Below are 18,702 nucleotides of genomic sequence, written 5' to 3' on the forward strand. Positions count from 1 at the left end.
AAGGAATAAACTTTTTAATTTTTAACAGGTTTTTTTGCACAAACAAAATCAGTTACATCTACATAATTATCCTTGTAGATGTAGTATTAAATGTTTGATATATTTCCTGATGCAACTACACTCGCTGCGTCAAAATTAAAGTAAATTTAATTAGGCAGAGGTTTCGCTGATGAAACTAACTTCACGTTGGCTGATTCAGATTACGCACAAACTGGGGCATCAGATGCATCGCAAAACTAGTAAAATTATCTTGGCTTTGCTGCTGGTGTGCTTTGTGGTGCGATTGCTGCCTTATTTAGCGCCGATTCGAGCTACAGATATTATTCAAAATCAGTTAGCATTGCAGTTTAGCGATCGCCATAACTTACCATTAGGAACTCTACTCACCCGCGATCAAGAGCATACCGCAGTTGTACCCCTAAATCAGGTTTCTCCCCAATTTATCCACGCCATCTTAGCTGCTGAAGATGCTCGCTTCTATCATCATGGAGCGTTGGAGATCAAAGCCATTATCCGCGCTATCAAACAAGCCATTGACACCCGCAAGATAGTTTCCGGTGCTTCTACAATTACCATGCAATTGGCACGAATGCTAGATCCTGTCCCTCGCACCTTCAGCGCTAAGTTACGCGAGGTTTGGTTGGCTTGGCGATTAACAGCGGGGATGAATAAAGACGAAATCTTCTCCGCTTATATTAATCGGCTACCAATGGGTGGTAATATCTATGGTGTAGAAGCCGCAGCCCGTACTTATTTCGACTTACCCGCAAGTGATTTGAATCTTGCCCAGGCTAGCTTACTCGCTGCTATCCCCAACAATCCCACATACTTTAACCCTTATAAACACTGGGAACGTCTCAAGCAGCGCCAAAAATACGTCTTGAATCGGATGGTAAAGGAAGGATATATCACAAATGCGATCGCTCAACGAGTATACACCGAAAAAGTAGTCTTTCAATCTCGTCCCCAGGGAATTATCGCCGCGCCACACTTTTTATTTTGGCTAGCAACCCAGCAACAAAGCAATCATAATTTACCCCATCAATCTTTGCCGATTCAAACGACAATAGATCGACCTCTGCAACAATTTGTAGAAGCACAAGTACAACAAATAATTTCTTCCCTCGCTACAAACAACGTCCATGATGCTGCAGCTTTAGTAATTGACAATCATACTGGGGAAGTTTTAGCTTATGTCGGTTCCCCTGATTATTTTAACGACGCCAAATTAGGAAATAATGATGGTGTACAGGCGCTGCGTCAACCAGGCTCGACCCTCAAACCGTTTGTTTATGAATTGGCTTTAGAAAAAAAAGTCATTCGTCCCAACACCATCTTGGCAGACGTGCCGACCCACTACGCCATTCCCGGTGCAAAACTTTATAGCCCCACAGATTATACTCAAAACTTTCTCGGCCCAGTGCGGGTACGCATCGCTTTAGCGAACTCATTGAATATACCAGCGGTAAAAGTGTTAGAAAAAGTTGGCGTTCATGACTTTTTAACACGTCTGCGTCAGCTAGGCTTTACACACCTCAATCAAACTCCAGAACACTATGGTTTAGGCTTAACTCTCGGTAGTGGTGAAGTTAACCTCTGGGAACTAGCGCGCGCTTACCTGACTATCGCCAAAATGGGACAACCCACAGATTTAGTCACCACAATTCCCCACTCATCCCCGATTCCCCAGGCGCCAGCTTCGCCAACTTGGGCGCTAATTACTGACATGTTAAGCGATCGCCATGCCAGAGCTACAGCTTTTGGTGTAAACTCTGTATTAAACTTGCCCTTCCCCGCAGCCGTAAAAACCGGCACCTCTTCCAACTTCCGCGATACTTGGACAGTAGGCTTTACCACCGACTACACCGTCGCTACCTGGGTAGGAAATTTCAACGGCGAACCCATGCGACAGGTATCAGGCGTTACAGGTGCTGCACCCTTGTGGAATCGGATTATGTTACACCTCCACGAAAATCAAGAACCTGCAGACTTTCCCCCGCCAACAGGTGTAGTGAAATTACCTATATGTGCAGTATCAGGATTCAAACCCACACCAGATTGCACCTCTGTAGTCCAAGAATACTTTTACCCAGAAGACAAAACCGCCTACACACAACAAAATAATCTTAATTTACCCTCAGAATACAACGAATGGCTGGCGAAACAGCCCCAACCTAGTTTTGGCGCTAGCAACTTGAGAATTTTATCGCCTCGTCAAGGTGATTTATTTTTATTGTATCCAGGTGAACAGACGCAACAAAAATTAGAGTTTAAAATAGTAAATAGACCATTAAAGCCTGTAGAATTGTGGCTTAATGGTGAGAAGCTTGCCGCCTCATCAGCTAACTCTTTATTTTGGCAAATACGCCCCGGCAAGTGGACTTTAGAAGCTAGAAGCGGTGCCATTAGCGACACAGTAACTTTCCAAGTGCAATCAGCCACAAGCAAACCCAAGCGTCGGGGCTTTAGTGTCGTCAACTAAAAGTATAAAAAACTCCACCCACGTTCAGAGTTTTTCATTCTTGCTGCTGTGAATCCTCAAATGCGAAAGCATTCTCTGCATTAAATTTCTTCCCTCTTGAGAAATTTGCTCTTTGCCAATTGATGATATAAATTGGTGCACAGTTTTAGTGAAAAATTAACCCATGACAAGTACACAAAATAGTTCAACTCAGTCAGAGAAGATATCAGCGAAGAAAAAACAGTCTTTTCCTCGCCCAGATATTGGTACTCCTCAAGTACCACTCCGCAAGAGCAAGCCGAAACAGCAACAACATGAGTTACTCAGCGATTGGGAACACGCTAGTTAGGTATAGTTAAGTTTGTGGTGTTCCTACAACCCCAGGAATGGGAGGTGGGAATGGGTGGAACAAGGGAGAATACCAATTGACAAATGCCGAATACCAAATCTCGAATGCAGGCTGTACAATCGCCAATAATTCCTGTGGTAGGGGAACTAATTAAAAATTCTCCCGGAACTATCTCTTTAGGACAAGGTGTGGTTGCTTACAGTCCACCAACTGAAGTAGTGGAATCGTTACCTAAATTTCTAGCTGAACCTACTAATAATTTATATCAAGCCGTTGAAGGAATTCCACCATTGTTAACAGCCTTGGCGGAAAAATTGCAGGCATTTAATAAGATAAAAATTAATCATAATAACTGTATTGTTGTCACCGCAGGTAGCAATATGGGGTTTATGAATGCTATTTTAGCAATTACTTCTCCTGGTGATGAAATTATTTTGAATACCCCCTATTATTTCAACCATGAAATGGCAATTAATATAGCGGGGTGTCGTGCGATTTTAGTAGCAACAGACGAAAATTATCAACTGCGTCCAGAGGCGATCGCTCAAGCAATTACCGCCAAAACACGAGCAATAGTCACCGTTTCACCCAATAACCCAACAGGAGTTGTTTATTCAGAAAATGCGCTGCGACAGGTGAATCAAATCTGTAGTAATTATGGCATTTACCACATTAGTGACGAAGCGTATGAATACTTCACTTATAACGGTGCTCATCACGTTTCTCCTGGTGCATTTGCTGGTAGTAATGAATATACAATTTCTCTTTATAGCCTTTCTAAAGCTTACGGTTTCGCTAGCTGGCGCATTGGCTATATGGTCATCCCCCAAAATTTGCTTGTAGCGGTGAAAAAAGTTCAAGACACTATTGTCATTTGTCCACCTGTGATTTCTCAATATGCAGCCCTAGGCGCACTCCAAGCCAAAGCCGAATATTTGCAAGAAAATATCGGTGCGATCGCACAAGTAAGAAAAATAGTACTTGATTCTCTCAAACAAATTCAAGATATCTGTACTCTCACCCCCGCAGAAGGCGCTTTTTATTTCTTCCTGAAAATTCACACCCAAATCGACTCTTTGGAATTAGTTAAAAGACTCATTCGGGAACATCAAGTCGCTGTAATTCCTGGTGGGACTTTTGGTATGGAACATGGTTGCTATCTGCGAGTAGCTTACGGAGCGCTATCGCCGCAAACAGCCCAGAAAGGAATTACTAGGCTAGTGCAAGGTTTACAAGCTATCACATCGTTGGCATAGTACATATAAAGTTTACCGCTTTTTTATGGACATCTTGCATAAATATTTTTTTTGTTTCACGCAGAGGCGCAGAGTCGCAGAGAAGAGAACGCAAAGAATAAAGATGCGCCTAATTATTCCCCATCTCCCCACCTCCCCATCTCCCCATCTCCCTAACTCCGCTGCCAAATTTTAATCGTTTTATCTAAACTTCCACTAACTAACATCTCCCCCGAAGCGGTGAAGGCTAAGGAGGTGACGGTGTTTGTATGTCCTGTGAAGGTAGCTAATAGTTCTCCTGTTTTTAAGTGCCATAATTTAATCGTTTTATCGGCGCTACCGCTGGCGATAATTTGCTCATCGGGACTGAGAGCGATCGCACAGACTTCTTCTCTGTGTCCTGTGAGGGTGCGAATTAATTCTCCTGTCTCTAAGTGCCAAATTCTGATTGTGGTGTCTCGACTACCACTAATCAGTATTTTGGCGTCTGCACTCATCACTAGGGAACGGACGATATGACCATGACCCATGAGGGTGTATGTTGGGGGTAGATCATTTAACGGGATGTCGCCCATGGGGTAAGGGGTACGCCAGACTTTGATTTTGCGGTAGCTACCTGTGACTAGGGTGCGTCCATCTTGACTGAGGACTAGGGAATGGGCGGCTGTGTCATCTAAAGAAAGAGCGATCGCTACTTGGCGCTCTGTTAAATCCCAAAACAGAATTTTTCTGTCATCACCGCCAGTGACTAACATTCTCCCGTTTGGGGTGAACGTCACGCACCTGACGACTCCATGATGTTTGTGCAGGATATCAATCAAATCTAGGGCGCCTACGTGCCAAATCTTGATTGTCGAGTCTGCGCCCACACTCACTAATGTTTGTCCATCGGCGCTAAATGCCAAACAATTCACCTCATCCACTATTCCAGAGAAAACCCAAGGTGACTCTTTTAGTGTTTCGATTAATTCACCCTTGCTTAAATCCCATAACTTGGTTTCTCCGCGGCTACCACTGGCGAGGATGGGTAAGGTTCTGTGATGATTACACTCGATACTGTGGCTTTTGTGTGTTCGTGTGCGGGAGGCGTCGCCCACAGGAGCAGAGTAAGCCAGACAATTAATGCCTCTAGAGTGCCCTTTCAAAGTCTGCCAGAATTCCCAGTCACCGATAATATTTTTTAGGGGATGTTCTGCTGGCAAACTGCGAACAGTTTCTGTAATGTTATTTTCATTAACCGTGGAAACGGCATCTTTTTGATTAACTAATGAGTCTAAATAGCCACTTAACCCTCCTGCATATAATAAGTGATTAGGAGTAACATATAGTTTTGATTCGCCAAACTCAATCTGTTCTGTAGGTAAAAACCCAGTCATCACCGTTTGCTTTTCATAACCTGATTTTCCCGTGGATGGATAAAACAAACACAGAAAAATTAGTAACTGGTGATTTTTTAAATCATCTTGAGTCACTGTCCATTTAATTTTGTTTTTCTTCAGGCTATTAAAGCTTTCTCCATCGGCGGCGTAAACTTGAATACTGAGCATTGGGTTAGCCGCAACTAAATAGGTAAATTTACTTTCGCCGCGCAAATTTCCCTCGTCATCCAAAGCCATATTTTTAACTGTGTCTTGCGGCACTTTTTTGATTAATTTGCCGAGACGTTCAGTCATGATTTGTTCCACGATTTGCTCTCGCAACAGATATTCTTCAGCTTGTTGCTGAAAAAATTTGGCAAAAGGTATGGCAAAATCTGGCGGTTCAGGATATTCGGGCGGGGTAGAGGGAGGGTTTTTGGCGAGGATTTGGGCTTGTTGACGAGATAATTCTCGGAGTTTCGCCATTGACTCACCCGAAAAGGCGACAATTTCACTATGGCAACCTTTGACTTGACTTACTAATAGAGATAAGTCTTGAGTCTTGGTTTTTTTCACACGTTGCAGGAAGTCAGTTTGTTGAGCTTTTAATAAACTAATCCAATCCATTTGCATTAGAGCGGCACACTATTGCATACCTACGGTAAGCTATACCAATGCAATTACTCAAGTTTATAACCTTAGTTAATTAAAATTCAGTAATTTTATCAGTCTTAAAGAACACAGCCGTGGGCATAGGTTCACGGTCAAGATGTACCCAAGATAGAACTTTAACATATCATGAACTGATGCGGTTGAGGTAGGGAAATTAGTTGATATCAGCCCATTTTAACGAACTGAAAGAGCGAGTTACTGTGACGCTGGCAACAGTTATAGTGGCGAGATTTTGACCATAGCGATCGCTAAACAAAAAGGATGAAGTCTGAAGTCTGAAGTCTGAAGTCTGAAGTCTGTAGACGCCTGTAAGGCGGCTTGCCGCAGGCTAGGATGAAATTAATAAACTTGTATATTCAGCGAAAAAAATATGACGCTTGCGTAAATTTTAGTAATGATAAACAGATAAATAGGCGGATTATCCTTGTTATCGGTGTCCGCCTGTGGTGCAAAAAACAATACTATGAACTATTCGATGATGACAGTTGAGCAATGTCTTGACTACCGTTATGTTGCAATCTTTGAATGAGGATGATGCGGAAATTTCATTTTGGCATGGGGAATTGGGCAGGAATTAGGAATTGAGTCGAAGTTCTGCAATCAAGTCCCGGATTTCTTGGGAATACTGGATATTTCCCTGTTGATAATAGAGGTTGGCTGCTGTTTGGAAATCGGCGATCGCTTTTTGCATGTTCCCCAAATGGCGGTAGACGTCAGCCCGGACGATATGGGCTTCAGCCCAGTAGGGTTGCAATTCTAAAGCTTGGTGCAAATCTGTGATTGCTGCTTTGAGTTCTCCTACCAGAAAGTGGCTCCGTCCTCGATTAAACCAGTCGTCAGCAAATCTCGGCGCGAGCAAAATTGCTTGATTGTAATCGAGTATGGCTCGTTGATAATCTTCTAGGGCGTAGTAAGCGTTACCACGATCGCTATAAAATGCGGCTGAGTCGGGGTTTAATTGCAAGGCTTTGGTGTAATCGGCGATCGCTTCGTGATAATCTGCCAATGCGTAGCGGATGGAACCACGGTTGTAATAAGCTTCTGCAAAATCGGGATTGATTTTTAATGCTTGATTATAATCGGCGATCGCTCCTGATGTGTCTCCTAGTTGGCGGCGGGCGTTACCCCGGTTACAATACGCTGGGGCAAAATTCGGATCAATGGCTATGGCTTGGGTGTTGTCGGCGATGGCGCCTGGATAATCTTGCTGGGCTTCGCGGACAATCCCGCGCCCGTAGTATGCTGCTGTTAAGTTACCATCAAACAGCAGTGCTTGGTCATAATCTTTCATGGCGCCTTGGTAGTCTCCCAAGCTGCGACGAGCGAGGGCGCGATCGCAATATCCTACAGCTAACAGGGGATTGAGTCGCAAAAGTCGCGTGCTATCGGCGATCGCTCCTTGATAGTCTCCCAGGCGGCGTTTAGCGTTCGCCCGCCAACCGTAAACTAGATCCAAGGTGGGATTGTGCTGTAATGCTTGGTCATAATCTTTAATTGCTTGTGCATCATCTCCCAAAGCGCTATGCACTAAACCCCGTTCACAATAAGCTTGGACATCTTCAGGATTTAACTTGACAGATTGATTAAAATCTGCTAATGCTTGATGATATTTTTGCAGATGAGCGAAAACTAAACCCCGATTGTAGTAAGCGCCAGCAAAGTTGGGATTAATTTTTACAGCTTGGTCATAATCGGCGATCGCTTGGTGATAATTTCTCAGGGCGTAGTAAGCATTGCCTCGGTTATGGTAGGCTGCTGCTAGATTGGGAGCGAGTTTGAGGGCTTGATTATGCTCGGCGATCGCCTGCTCATACTCTCCCAAAAGATAGTAAACATTACCCAGGTTACTGTAAGCTGCAGCTAATTCTGGGTATAACTGTAAAGCTTGGTGAAAATCAGCGATCGCTCCTTGATTATCTCCTTGATCGCAGCGATTAATCGCCCGACTGTGGTAAGCATGAGCCAAATCTTGATGAATATAAGATGTTAGCTGGGGGTTAATCTGCAAAGCTTTGTGATAATCTGCAATTGCGGTTTCATAATCTCCCAGAGCAAAATAGGCTTTAGCGCGACTGTGGTAAGATTCGGCGAAATCAGGATTGATTTGTAACGCTTGATGATAGTCAGCGATCGCTCCTTCATAATCAGCTAAATAATACCGCGCGTTGCCCCTGTTGTTGTAGGCTGCGGCGAAATCAGGCTTGATTTGTAACGCTTGATTGTAATCGGCGATCGCCCCGCGATAATCTTTCAGTTGGGCGCTGAGGATGATCGCTCGGTTATGGTAAGCTGCAGCGTAGTCAGGATTGAGCTTGATTGCTTGGGTGTAATCTGCGATCGCCCCGTGATTATCCCCTTGAAAATATTTGTTTAATCCCTGATTAAAAAAATCTTCAGCTTGCATGTAGTTTAATTAAATAAAATTTCCGGTATATTCACAGAAAGTATACTCATGCCCAATGCCTGCCATCAAGAGATTAATTATGATCTAGAGATAGGGAAATAGCAATATGTTAAAAGTTTTTGCTGACCGGGGAGGAACATTCACAGATATAGTCGCTGTCACTAATAATCCACAAATTATCGCTAGACTTCTACAGCATCCGCAACGGTTTTTAATTGTTCCTCTTCCTCATCAGCAATGGGTAATAGTCTACAAATTACTTTCAGAAAATCCTGAGCAATATCAAGATGCAGTGATTCAAGGAATTCGAGATATTATCGGTCTTGCATCTCATGAAAATATTCCCGATGCAGCTATAGAAGTAATTAAAATGGGGACAACAGTTGCGACTAATGCACTGTTAGAAAGGAAAGGAGATCGAGTAGTATTGCTCATCACAAAAGGGTTTAGAGATGCATTGCGAATTGGCTATCAAAATCGTCCTGATATTTTTACTCGCCAGATTATTTTACCAACAATGCTCTATGAACAAGTGATAGAAATAGAGGAGCGTTATGATGCTCAAGGCAATGAATTAATCCCCGTCAATCTTACCCAAGCCAAAGCAGATCTAGAAGCAGTTTATCACACAGGAATTAGGAGTTGTGCCATTGTTTTCATGCACAGCGATCGCTATCCACACCACGAACAACAAATAGCACAACTCGCTTCTACAATTGGCTTTACCCAAATTTCTATATCCCATCAAGTTAGTCCGTTAATGAAATTAGTTAGTCGGGGTGACACCACAGTTGTAGACGCTTATTTAACTCCAATTTTGCGACGCTACGTCAACCAAATATCCAGTCAGTTATCTGGAGTTAAATTAATGTTTATGAAATCTGACGGAGGTTTAGTCGCAGCAGCAAATTTTCAAGGGAAAGATAGCATTTTCAGCGGCCCGGCTGGGGGTATTGTCGGCGCAATTAAAACTAGTCAACGAGCCGGTTTCGAGTTAGTTATTACCTTTGATATGGGTGGAACCAGTACAGATGTTGCTCATTTTCAAGGAGAGTATGAACGACAATTAGATGCAGAAATAGCAGGAGCGCGGATGCGAGTTCCCGTCTTAGCAATTAATACAATTGCGGCTGGTGGTGGTTCGATTTTATTTTTTGATGGTTCTAGTTATCGTGTCGGGCCAGAGTCTGCTGGTGCTAATCCTGGCCCTGCTTGTTACCGTCGGGGTGGAAGATTAACAGTTACAGATGCAAATGTAATGTCAGGAAAAATTCACCCGCAATATTTTCCAGCGGTGTTTGGAATTGAGGGGAATTTACCTTTAGATCGAGAGATTGTTGTTGAGCAATTTACCCAATTAGCTGCAGAGATTACCGCTGCTACAGGAAATGATTATACACCAGAACAGGTAGCCTCTGGATTTGTGGCGATCGCTGTAGAAAATATGGCGAATGCAATCAAAAAAATTAGTCTGCAGCGGGGTTATGATGTCACTCAATATACTCTATGTTGTTTTGGTGGCGCTGGTGGACAAGTCGCTTGTTTAATTGCGGATACTTTAGGGATGAAAACGATATTTTTGCATCCTTATGCTGGAGTACTTTCTGCATATGGAATGGGTTTAGCTGATGTGACGGTGATGAAAGAAAGGGGTGTGGAACAGCTTTTAACTCCAGAATTAATTCCGCAATTAAAAGAGTTGATGGATGAATTGGAAGCGCAGGGGAGGAGAGGGGAAAAATCTCCTTCCACAAAACTTTTCAAAACAGAGGTAGACGCAAAGGAGTGCGGAGTTGGTTTGGTGGTGCGAAAGGTGAATTTAAAATATGAGGGGAGTAATTCGACTTTGGCTGTGAATTTTCATGAGGATTTGATGGTGATGCGGCGAGAATTTGCGCGGGAGCATCAAAGCCGTTATGGTTTCATTCAAGTAGAAAAAGTTTTAGTTGTGGAGTCTATTTCAGTAGAAATAATTCAGCAGATGGAGACACCTGAAGAACCGTTAATTAATCGCACTCGTCCTTGGGAGCAGTTACCCGAATATGTGGAGCAGGTGAAAATGTTTACTGACGGAAAATGGTACGATACTCCCGTTTATCGTCGAGAAGATTTACAACCTGGAGATAGAATTTATGGAAGTGCAATTATTGTGGAAAAAATTAGCACAATTGTGGTTGAGCCGTTTTGGAAAGCGATATTAACTCCACAAAACCATTTGATTTTAGAACGATTTTCAAAGGATTGATATTTGTCGTGCTCAAAGATTTAGAAAAACAAATTCTGGTTCTTTCTCCTATCTTTGCGTCTTTGCGCGCCAGTTGCTACAACGGAAGGAACCTCCGCAACGCACTGGCTCGCCTTTGCGCGAAACTAATTCATACGACTAATCAGCAACGCCCAAATAAGAATCCCAAATGCACGCAATTTCTCAACCAGATCCCGTCCGCTTAGAGATTTTTAAAAACCTTTATCAATTTATCGCCGAACAAATGGGAATTGTGCTGCAAAATACGGCAGCATCTGTGAATATTAAAGAAAGATTAGATTTCTCTTGCGCTATTTTCGATGGTTCAGGTTTATTAGTCGCTAATGCTCCCCACATTCCTGTACATTTAGGCTCAATGAGTGAAAGTGTCCGCAGTTTAATTCATCAGCATGGCGACACTATTAAACCGGGGAATTTTTATCTTTCTAATAATCCTTATAATGGCGGAACTCACCTTCCTGATGTGACAGCGATTACTCCCGTTTTTTGGGAAGATAATCATATTTTATCCCCAATTCCTCTTTTTTATGTTGCTGCTCGCGGACACCAAGCGGATATTGGCGGTATTACTCCTGGTTCTATGCCTCCCCATAGTACAACAGTGGAAGAAGAAGGAATTATTTTTGATAATTTTCTTTTGGTAGAAGCTGGTAATTTTCGAGAAAATGCTGTGAGATTCCATCTTGCTGACCATCTCTATCCGGCTCGCAATCCTGACCAAAATATAGCTGATTTTCAAGCACAAATTGCTGCCAATAATAGGGGAGCGCAGGAGTTGCGAAAAATGGTGATTCAATATGGAGTTGATACTGTCCAAGCTTACATGAAGTTTGTGCAGAATCACGCTGAAGAATCGGTGAGACGAGCTATTGATATTTTGCAAAATGGCTCGTTTGTTTATTTGATGGATAATGGCGCCAAAATTCAAGTGCAGGTGACAATTGACCAAGAAAATCGCAGTGCTAAAATAGATTTTTCGGGTACTTCTGAACAACTAAATAGTAATTTTAATGCGCCTAAAGCTGTCACACAAGCTGCAGTTTTATATGTGTTTCGGACTTTGGTGGATGATAATATTCCTCTCAATGCTGGCTGTTTGCAACCTCTAGAAATTATTATCCCGGAAAATTGTCTGTTGAATCCTACTTATCCAGCCGCAGTAGTAGCGGGAAATGTGGAGACATCGCAAGCGATTGTTGATGCTTTGTATGGTGCTTTAGGTGTGATGGCTGCTTCCCAAGGAACGATGAATAATTTCACTTTTGGGAATGAGAAATATCAATATTATGAAACTATTTGTGGTGGTTCTGGGGCGGGAATTGATTTTGATGGAACTGATGGTGTCCATACTCACATGACTAATTCCCATTTAACTGATCCAGAAGTTTTAGAAACTCGTTATCCTGTATTTTTAGAAAGTTTTAGTTTGCGTCCTGATAGTGGTGGAAAAGGAAAACATTGTGGGGGTGATGGAGTAATTCGGCGCATCAAATTTTTGGAACCGATGACAGCGAATATTCTTTCTAATCATCGATTGATTCCACCTTTTGGTTCAAATGGTGGGGGATCTGCAAAAGTAGGAAAAAATTGGATACAACGTCACGATGGAACTATCGAGAATTTAGACAGTACCGCCACGGTAGAGATGGAATCTGGGGATGTTTTTGTGATAGAAACTCCTGGAGGTGGAGGTTTTGGTCAAGTTTCGTGATGTGGTGATGAATTCTAAATTTTTGCTTTAGTTCTGGGGTTGACTAAAACAAGGCGATCGCCTAGGATTGACAACAATCACAGATGCGATCGCTCAACGCACCTTCAAGCTATGATAGTCTCGCAAACTATGCAGCATCGCACTTCAGGTTTTGCATGAAAGTAGCAGTCTTCAGTACCAAAGCCTACGATCGGCAGTTTTTAGCAGCTGCAAATTCTGACCATCAACATGAGTTAGTCTTCCTAGAACCCCGTCTGAATCGGGATACCGCTATTTTAGCCGCCGGTTTTCCGGCGGTTTGTGTTTTTGTTCATGACCAAGTTGATGCTTCCACTCTCCAGATTCTCGCCGCAAATAACACTCGTTTGGTAGCTCTGCGCTGTGCAGGGTTTAACAATGTGGACTTGAAAGCCGCTGCACAGTTGGGTATAACCATTGTACGTGTTCCAGCTTACTCGCCCTATGGAGTCGCAGAACACGCCGTAGGACTAATTTTAAGCCTGAATCGCAAAATCCATCGTGCTCATAACCGCGTCCGCGAAGGCAATTTCTCCATAGATGGACTGTTAGGATTTAATTTAAATGGTCGTACTGTGGGGATTGTCGGGACTGGAAAAATCGGTCTGATTTTGGGACATATTATGAAGGGCTTTGGCTGTAACCTACTGGCTTATGATGTGTATCAAAACCCAGAACTGGAGATGATTGGTGGAAAGTATGTAGAGTTACCTGAACTATTTGCCAATGCTGATATTATCTCCTTGCATTGTCCTCTGATTGCTGAAACTCATCACCTGATCAACGAGGAGGCGATCGCCCAAATGAAATCAGGTATGATGTTGATTAACACTAGCCGGGGTGGATTAATTGATACCCAGGCTGTGATTGAGGGTTTGAAGTCTGGTAAAATCGGCTATCTCGGTGTAGATGTTTACGAGCAAGAATCAGAGCTTTTCTTTGAGGATTTGTCTGGTGAAATCATTCAAGACGACATCTTCCAAAGATTAACCACCTTTCCCAACGTCCTCATCACGGGACATCAAGCTTTCTTCACCGCCGAAGCCCTCAGTAATATTGCTGAAACTACCTTTGCTAATATTACCGACTTTGACAATGGTCGTCCTTGCGGTAACGAGATTCGCCATCAACCGCAAACTGAAGCGAAAGTTTTAGTCAATTGATTATAAAGTAGGGGCAAACGCTTGTTTGCCTTTACTAAACCGTATTTGTATACAGAATTGTTACTAGAATTATCCCGCGAGGAATTATTAGTAAGATTTAGTGATCGATAGGCTTTAATTATCCCGAATCCAGAGAGCTAAACCGCCTCCACGACCACGAGCTGCAATAAAATCTTCTGTAATTATAAAAAAAGCAAAGAATGCCTGTTTAGCTATGGATTGGTGATAAAAATCTTCTGTTTGCACCTTACCAGAGCGAATTGGTTTGTTATAAACTCCACGACCGAACAAGTTAATTTGCATTTGGGTAAAGTCAAAAGCTAATAAATTCTTCTTACCTAAATATTTTGCTGGGCCTGTCAGCTGCAATGACAACGAGCCTACCTGTACTTGATTGCCAATTTCGCCTCTGCCGGAATTATCTCCTAAATCAGCACTAAAAGAAATATGAGCCGCAGCAAATTTGGGTAGATAAAAACCTTTTCCTAAAACAATTCCCCCACGCTGTCTAACTTTGCGAGTACCTGTAGCAAAGCACAATCGCCAATTCCCCACAAGCGACTCAAAGTTATAAACTAACCTTTGCTGTTTCGCGGCTTTTTCTGCTTGTAGCAATGCATCCACTAATAGAGAAGCAGTGGGAAGTTTTCCTTTTTCACCGCGATACGCCGCTACAGCTTGAGATATGACTGTAAGCTCACTTTGAGCAGTAGATGTGACATCAGCCGTCATGGGTACACTCTAGATTTTACCGTTTCTTTCATTGTTGATCATCCAGTAACTTTTCTCATCCTTCGTGTCGAGCTAAAGAATTGTTATACTCAGTAATATCAGTATAATCCCTGAATATTATTGCTAAATTATGGAACCAGTAACATTGACAGCTGTGACAACAGCGATCGCTACTATAGTTTTAACTAAGGCTTTAGAAAAAGCTGGGTGAAGCAGCATTAGAAGAAAGTCGGAAGTTAATCGACAAGCTGCGTCAGAAAAATAAATTGCCTTTATTAAGGTGAGGTGTTGCTAGTGTTGGATGATGTCAGCGACTATGAGGAAGTCAAGCCTTACTAAAACTCTAGTAATATCAAAAAACCCCAGATAAATGCCGATATTTATGTATGGGTATCGGTGTTTATCTGTGGTTTAGTGGCTGCGATGAAAAAGTGAGTAGTGTTTTTTGCTGAATACTCAGTGTGATGTCTGACGACAAGCTGCTCTGTGTAGACGCACTGTTTTTCAGTCAGCTTAGGGGAAAAGCTTATACAGAACCGCCAGCTGCTTGTAACCGAGCGCGAGCGCGTTTGAGCGCTTGGGTGGCTTGGATTTGCGCTTGGCGAGCTTCGCCCTCGGAGCCAGCGCCTGCGCTTCCTGTCACTTGATTGAAAACTGCTTCGGCTTCGTTGAAAGCCGCACGAGCTTGTTCTAGGTTAATTGAGTCGCCTAGTTCAGCACCGTTAACCAGGATGGTCACTTCATCTTCTTCGACTTCAGCAAAACCACCCAAAAGAGCGATCGCTTGCCAATTTTGGTTTTTAGCAGCACGCACCCGTAAAACACCTGTATCCAGGGCGGTCAAAAGTGGTGCGTGTCCAGTGAGGATACCCAGTTGACCGGTGGTGCTGGGTAAAACTATTTCTTCAGCCGGAGCGTCCCAGACAGTTTTGTCTGGAGCAATTACACGAACGGTTAGGGTCATAGAAAGTATGAAGTGTGAAGTATGAATTATGAAGTATGAAGTATGAAGTATGAAGTGTGTAGGGCAAAGCCCTTCAAGAAGGGTAGTTTGAAATATGAAGTTTCATCCTTCATCCTTCATACTTCAGCCTTGATTTAGCCTTTAAGCTTTTCAGCTTTAGCGATCGCTTCGTTGATATCACCCACCAAATAGAAAGCCTGCTCTGGTAAAGCATCTAACTCACCAGACAGAATCTTTTGGAATCCTTTGATGGTGTCTTCCAACTTCACATATTTTCCAGGAGAACCGGTGAATACTTCCGCCACGAAGAATGGCTGAGACAAGAAGCGCTCAACTTTCCGTGCCCGTGCCACAATTAGACGGTCTTCTTCTGACAATTCATCTAAACCCAGAATGGCGATGATGTCTTGGAGTTCTTTATAGCGTTGCAGAGTTGCTTGGACAGCACGAGCAGTGTTGTAGTGCTCATCACCCACAATGTTGGGCTGCAACATGGTGGAAGTTGAACCCAGGGGGTCTACCGCTGGATAAATCCCTTTAGACGCCAAACTCCGAGATAATACTGTGGTTCCGTCCAAGTGGGCGAAGGTGGTTGCTGGTGCGGGGTCAGTTAAGTCATCCGCAGGTACATATACAGCTTGAATTGAGGTAATGGAACCTTCTGTCGTTGAAGTGATCCGCTCTTGCAGTGCACCTACGTCAGTACCCAGTGTAGGCTGATATCCCACCGCTGAAGGCATCCGACCTAATAGCGCGGATACTTCTGAACCTGCTTGTACAAACCGGAAGATGTTGTCTACAAACAACAGTACGTCTTGCTTGTTAACGTCGCGGAAGTATTCAGCTACTGTCAATCCAGACAGACCAACCCGCATTCTAGCTCCTGGTGGTTCGTTCATCTGACCGTACACCAGAGCAATTTTTGATTCATTGAGGTTATCTTTGTTGATTACCCCAGATTCGATCATTTCGTTGTAGAGGTCATTACCTTCACGAGTGCGCTCACCCACGCCAGCAAAAACCGATACACCACCGTGCTGTGTGGCGATGTTGTTGATCAACTCCATCATGATTACGGTTTTACCGACACCTGCACCGCCGAATAGACCAATTTTACCGCCACGTCGATAGGGAGTCAGCAGGTCTACAACTTTAATTCCGGTTTCAAACACTGAAGGTTTGGTTTCCAGATCGGTTAGCTTGGGAGCATCGCGGTGGATGGGTAATTTGGCCTCAGCATTTACCGGCCCTTGATTATCTACGGGTTCGCCCAGGACGTTGAAAATCCGTCCCAAAGTGGCTTTACCAACTGGTACGCTGATGGGAGCGCCAGTATCGACGACTTCTAGACCACGCACTAGGCCATCGGTGGAACTCATAGCCACAGCCCGCACTTGGTTGTCGCCTAGGAGTTGCTGTACTTCTACGGTCAGGTTGATTTCCTGTCCAGCTTCGTTTGTGCCTTTGATGGTCAAAGCGTTGTAGATTTGGGGCAATTTCCCGCCGGGAAATTTTACGTCTACAACGGGACCGATGATTTGGGTAATGTAACCGATGTTTGTTTTTTCTGCGGTGGTGACCATGCTGAGCCTAATATTTGAAGCTATATTTCAGATTGGGTCGTAGACGACATAAGGTCGAGTAATGTCATCTCTCACTGTACCACTGTAGGAGGACATAACACCGTTAGCAATTTCTTAAAAAATAGCTGGAAGGGGAACGGGTGAAGCGGTGTGGTGAATCCGGCGCTGAGTGAGATTTGCAAATATTCTGGGGATCGATAAGATAAAGGTACGTAGAAGCAACTGGCGTCGGTTGCACCGCTTCATTATCAAGTGTCTATCAAGTAAGTGCTTATGAATTTCTCCTTAGCGCGACAATACTTTTACCAGGAGATTCAGCAGCCTGATGAGCAGATTGACTTAGCAAAGGCAGCTTTATACATCGCTCAAGAAGAATATCCCCAACTTGACCCAGAAGAATATCTCAACGCTCTCGATACGATGGCAATGGAGCTACAAGAGCGCTTACCTACTTCTCAATATCCGCTGCGAATTATTCAAAGTATTAATCAGTATTTATACGAAGATTTGGGTTTTGCTGGTAATACTGCTAACTATTATGACCCCCGCAATAGTTTTTTAAATGATGTCATTGATCGGCGCTTGGGGATTCCGATTACTTTGGCGCTGGTTTATCTGGAATTGTCGCGCCGGATTGATTTTCCCATGGTGGGGGTGGGAATGCCAGGACATTTCTTGATTCGTCCCCATATCTCAGATATGGAAATTTTTGTCGATGCGTTTAATCGCGGGGAAGTGATGTTTGCTGAGGATTGTCAGGAACGGCTGGAGCAGATGTTTCAGCAACCAGTGGAGTTAAAACCAGAGTTTTTGGCTACGGTGAGTCATCGGCAGTTGTTGGCGCGGATACTGTCAAATTTAAAGTATATTTACCTGAAACAACAAAAGTTAGAAAAAACTCTGGCTGCGGTTGAGAGAATTTTACTGCTGTTTCCTGGTATGGGTTTAGAATTGCGCGATCGCGGTCTGATTTATTATCAACTCGGTCACTATCCCCAAGCCGTTGATGACTTGCAATCTTACCTAGCTAAAATTCCTGATGCTGATGACGCGGCGATGATTCGGCGTTTACTCAATGAATTACTGTAATTCTTCAGCTACACGTTTGAGGCGGCGCAGTTGGGCTTGCATGTCCTTTTGTGTCCACGTAGCGGCGAAGGTGTTAAAGCCCCAACTCACCAAGGGGTTAGGGATGTGGAATTCAAAGCGGTTGAGTAGAGATGTTCCCTGGGCGACTGGTTGACATTCCCAGCGATCGCGTCCTTGGAAAAATCCCTGAAATTCCCAGACTATTAAACCCGGTTTTCTTTCGACAACTACGCATTTTAATGTGGGTTGCACCAAGGGAATTTGAATGATAAACCGACTTTCACTACCAAGGTCAGTACTCCAAACTTCCCCTACTGGTTCGCAACGCAGAACGGGATTTAACCAACGATGCATCATGGTTAAATCGACAACACAGCGCTCGACCACTGCAGATGTAGCGTTAATTTGAATTGATTGTTCTAAAATTTGCGGCATCGGGGAGATGAGAGAGTGTGGGAGGTGTGGGGGGTGTGGGAGGTGTGGGAGGTGTGGGGGGTGTGGGAGGTGTGGGAGGTGTGGGGGGTGTGGGAGGTGTGGGAGGTGTGGGGAGAAAGAGAATTTATGCTTTCCATCTTCCCACACTTCACCCTCTTCCTTCCTGAGTCACAAAGCTCGATTGCAGAATATAGCAGTTCTTTATCGTATGAGGCACACATTACCTAGTCTCTAGCCCCTAATACCTAGCCCCTAACCCCCA

General features: G+C 43.7%; 14 protein-coding genes. 8 read left to right on the forward strand and 6 right to left on the reverse strand.

Annotated features, from left to right (window positions below; genetic code table 11):
* Window positions 1–169 precede the first annotated feature (169 nt).
* The 3 genes from pbpC (at window position 170) to MIC7126_RS0113565 (ending at window position 4,066) form a co-directional block, all read left to right on the forward strand.
* Window positions 170–2,482: a penicillin-binding protein 1C gene (gene pbpC, locus MIC7126_RS0113555; RefSeq protein ID WP_017653701.1), complete on the forward strand. Its 2,313-nt coding sequence runs from the start codon at window positions 170–172 to the stop codon at window positions 2,480–2,482.
* 163 nt (window positions 2,483–2,645) lie between these two features.
* The gene (locus MIC7126_RS31260; RefSeq protein WP_017653702.1) at window positions 2,646–2,810 is read left to right on the forward strand and encodes a hypothetical protein; all 165 of its coding nucleotides are present in this window, start codon (window positions 2,646–2,648) and stop codon (window positions 2,808–2,810) included.
* A gap of 83 nt (window positions 2,811–2,893) precedes the next feature.
* Window positions 2,894–4,066, forward strand: a complete 1,173-nt coding sequence (locus MIC7126_RS0113565) for a pyridoxal phosphate-dependent aminotransferase (RefSeq protein ID WP_026100238.1) — start codon at window positions 2,894–2,896, stop codon at window positions 4,064–4,066.
* Window positions 4,067–4,218: 152 nt separating this feature from the next.
* Here the strand turns inward: MIC7126_RS0113565 and MIC7126_RS0113570 are convergent, their stop codons facing one another.
* Both MIC7126_RS0113570 and MIC7126_RS0113575 read right to left on the reverse strand, forming a co-directional pair.
* Window positions 4,219–6,036 (reverse strand): WD40 repeat domain-containing protein, encoded by a 1,818-nt coding sequence (locus MIC7126_RS0113570; protein ID WP_017653704.1) that lies wholly within the window; start codon window positions 6,034–6,036, stop codon window positions 4,219–4,221.
* A 613-nt stretch (window positions 6,037–6,649) separates the two neighbouring features.
* Entirely contained in the window at window positions 6,650–8,479 is a 1,830-nt protein-coding gene (locus MIC7126_RS0113575; protein WP_017653705.1) for a tetratricopeptide repeat protein, read from the reverse strand.
* 106 nt (window positions 8,480–8,585) lie between these two features.
* Between MIC7126_RS0113575 and MIC7126_RS0113580 the strand changes: the two genes are divergently transcribed.
* The 3 genes from MIC7126_RS0113580 (at window position 8,586) to MIC7126_RS0113590 (ending at window position 13,637) form a co-directional block, all read left to right on the forward strand.
* The gene (locus MIC7126_RS0113580; protein WP_017653706.1) at window positions 8,586–10,724 is read left to right on the forward strand and encodes a hydantoinase/oxoprolinase family protein; all 2,139 of its coding nucleotides are present in this window, start codon (window positions 8,586–8,588) and stop codon (window positions 10,722–10,724) included.
* Between the two features lie 169 nt (window positions 10,725–10,893).
* Window positions 10,894–12,456 (forward strand): hydantoinase B/oxoprolinase family protein, encoded by a 1,563-nt coding sequence (locus MIC7126_RS0113585; RefSeq protein WP_017653707.1) that lies wholly within the window; start codon window positions 10,894–10,896, stop codon window positions 12,454–12,456.
* Between the two features lie 155 nt (window positions 12,457–12,611).
* Window positions 12,612–13,637, forward strand: coding sequence for a 2-hydroxyacid dehydrogenase (locus MIC7126_RS0113590; RefSeq protein WP_017653708.1), 1,026 nt, complete (start codon window positions 12,612–12,614; stop codon window positions 13,635–13,637).
* 114 nt (window positions 13,638–13,751) lie between these two features.
* On the opposite strand, the gene MIC7126_RS0113595 is transcribed toward MIC7126_RS0113590, so the two are convergent.
* The 3 genes from MIC7126_RS0113595 to atpD form a co-directional block, all read right to left on the reverse strand.
* A complete protein-coding gene (locus tag MIC7126_RS0113595) occupies window positions 13,752–14,369 on the reverse strand; it encodes a hypothetical protein (RefSeq protein ID WP_017653709.1) in 618 nt (205 codons plus the stop codon).
* Between the two features lie 526 nt (window positions 14,370–14,895).
* On the reverse strand, window positions 14,896–15,333 hold the full coding sequence (atpC, locus tag MIC7126_RS0113605) for an ATP synthase F1 subunit epsilon (protein ID WP_017653710.1): 438 nt from the start codon (window positions 15,331–15,333) through the stop codon (window positions 14,896–14,898).
* A gap of 134 nt (window positions 15,334–15,467) precedes the next feature.
* Complete coding sequence (atpD, locus tag MIC7126_RS0113610) at window positions 15,468–16,916, reverse strand: F0F1 ATP synthase subunit beta (RefSeq protein WP_017653711.1); 1,449 nt, start codon at window positions 16,914–16,916, stop codon at window positions 15,468–15,470.
* A 273-nt stretch (window positions 16,917–17,189) separates the two neighbouring features.
* On the opposite strand from atpD, the gene MIC7126_RS0113615 reads away from it, so the two are divergent.
* Window positions 17,190–18,005: a SirB1 family protein gene (locus MIC7126_RS0113615; RefSeq protein ID WP_017653712.1), complete on the forward strand. Its 816-nt coding sequence runs from the start codon at window positions 17,190–17,192 to the stop codon at window positions 18,003–18,005.
* Here MIC7126_RS0113615 and MIC7126_RS0113620 read toward each other — a convergent pair.
* Window positions 17,997–18,440: an SRPBCC family protein gene (locus MIC7126_RS0113620; protein ID WP_017653713.1), complete on the reverse strand. Its 444-nt coding sequence runs from the start codon at window positions 18,438–18,440 to the stop codon at window positions 17,997–17,999. The two genes, MIC7126_RS0113615 and MIC7126_RS0113620, sit on opposite strands and share 9 nt — an antisense overlap.
* 17 nt (window positions 18,441–18,457) lie before the next feature.
* On the opposite strand from MIC7126_RS0113620, the gene MIC7126_RS31570 reads away from it, so the two are divergent.
* Window positions 18,458–18,607 (forward strand): hypothetical protein, encoded by a 150-nt coding sequence (locus tag MIC7126_RS31570; RefSeq protein ID WP_193787691.1) that lies wholly within the window; start codon window positions 18,458–18,460, stop codon window positions 18,605–18,607.
* The last annotated feature ends 95 nt before the right edge of the window (window positions 18,608–18,702 follow it).

This window comes from Fortiea contorta PCC 7126, from assembly GCF_000332295.1.
GTDB lineage: Bacteria > Cyanobacteriota > Cyanobacteriia > Cyanobacteriales > Nostocaceae > Fortiea > Fortiea contorta.